The sequence below is a fragment of the Myroides sp. LoEW2-1 genome (genome assembly GCF_009767705.1).
GTDB lineage: Bacteria > Bacteroidota > Bacteroidia > Flavobacteriales > Flavobacteriaceae > Flavobacterium > Flavobacterium album_A.
Map to the genome: position 1 here is coordinate 1 of NZ_WSPP01000009.1, position 1,925 is coordinate 1,925.

The 1,925-nt window shown below is 28.7% G+C and carries 1 protein-coding gene; it reads right to left on the minus strand.

Features of this window, described 5'->3' with window-relative positions; genetic code table 11:
* Positions 1-127: 127 nt before the first annotated feature.
* Positions 128-991: a helix-turn-helix domain-containing protein gene (locus GOQ24_RS00905; RefSeq protein ID WP_160338933.1), complete on the minus strand. Its 864-nt coding sequence runs from the start codon at positions 989-991 to the stop codon at positions 128-130.
* Between the last annotated feature and the right edge of the window lie 934 nt (positions 992-1,925).

The following is a 1,925-nucleotide window of genomic DNA, read 5'->3' on the forward strand; positions in this document are numbered from 1 at the left end:
ATACTAAAAAGTAATTTACAATTATCAAAATAACGCATTATGTACTAATTTAGCAGGGGAGTAAAGTACGTAACTTTTATCGAAATGACACATTGAATAAAACACTTAATACATTGAATTAACGCACTTATTTTACCTGACGTTCCCTAACTTCACTTGGAGATAAATCAAATTGTTTTTTAAATGATTTGTAAAATGTGTTATAATCGTTGTAATTGCACTTGAATGCGATTTCTTTTAAACTCAATGTAGAGGATACGATAAAGTAAAAAGCATATATATTCTTATTCTCATTGTAAAAACTCAAAAAATTTGTATTGTATATTTTCCTATATCCTATCTGCAACTGGTTCAAAGTTAAACCAACTTTATTTGCTATCTCTACTGGTGTAGGGTACTTCTGATTTATATCAAAATCCGTCGCATTATCTATACACAAAACTGTATCATGTGCTTGAATTATACTATTTTCAAATCCGTTTGATGCATTGTACAAATGGGAATTAATCGGAAAAGCACTCTGTATTTCATTAAAAGGCAAAGCAAATCCCTGTAAAATATCAAAATCATTATTCATAGAAACACGTAAGACCAGTGCCTTGTAACTATTGCTAAACTTATCGACTAAATCAAACTCAATATAGCGATAATGACTGGGCATTTTCTCAAAATACTCTTTATCCTTATTAAGGATATCGCTAAAATCAAACCCTTTACTAATGGGCAATAACTCCGCTAACTCATTAGACATAGCATGAACTTTATTCTCTCGATCTAACAAAAAGAACAAAGACAAACAGAGAGGCTTACTCTTACTACTTATTTTTTTTTCTTTAAGGATTTGCCAGTAAACATTCAAGAAGTTAACTATGATTATAAAATTGACCGTCTCTTGAGCATTCGCAACATCAATCCTCCTAAGCAAATCAAACCTCTTAACTAAAAACCAAAGCAAGTGGTAATAATTCTTTTGAATCTTATGACTATTCATTTGTGTTTTAAATTTAAAACCAACAAGGCGCACTATGTAATAACTACCTAAACAATAATTACACAATGAGAAATTGTTAATCTATTTATACTAAAAAAACACTACTCGTCACTCGTCCAAAAGCAAGTAAGTATTTATTTTGTAAAAATAGTACCTTTTTAAAAACTGACAATAAAAATGTTCAAAATATGAGTTTTATTTTCATAAAAAACAACATTCCTTAAACTATTACTAACCATTAAAGTAAAGTAGATTCATAATTCGCAAAATAACCTCTTGAAATTATAACAATTGTTCACAAAAAATTATCCAAATTTACATATACAAAAAACAATTCATTAAAGTATTGAAAAATACACGACTTAGAGTTGACAAGTTTTCATAACAAAAAACTAAGCCTTGTGATAGAGAGCGTCTTAAAACTCTAAAAAACACAATGAAGAACTTAACAAAGTCACCTATTTCCGATAAAAAAACAAATGATATGGATAAGCTTTATTAACTTAATTCGATAACTTTTTAAAGTTTCCCCGTACAAACTTCTATTTTACCACATGGATATTCCTTTTTCAGACTGATTAAAATACTTACTTGCAAGGTGAAAACTATTTAAATACACTATAAGCCAACATCAGTCTCACAAATATTTAAGTATTAAAAACCAAAAAATTATAGCTAATAAAACAAAAAAGACGCTTTAAAAGTGGTTAAACAAAACCTTTCTTTCAAAGCGTCCTTTTGCATAGACAATAACAGAATGCACAGTGGCAAATTGCTTTTTTCAGTATGTCAATTTTAATTATAATTGCAAGCGAAACTGCTGCATTCGTCTCAATCTATTCTTTAAAACTGATGGTTCTACTATAAAATCATAGACATATTGAAAGCCAAATTTAATTGGCAAACGCGAACTATATTCATTTGCTTCTTCTAC

Coding starts and splice junctions, on each gene's coding strand:
- GOQ24_RS00905 (WP_160338933.1), bottom strand. CDS start 991: ATGAATAGTCATAAGATTCAAAAGAATTATTACCACTTGCTTTGGTTT.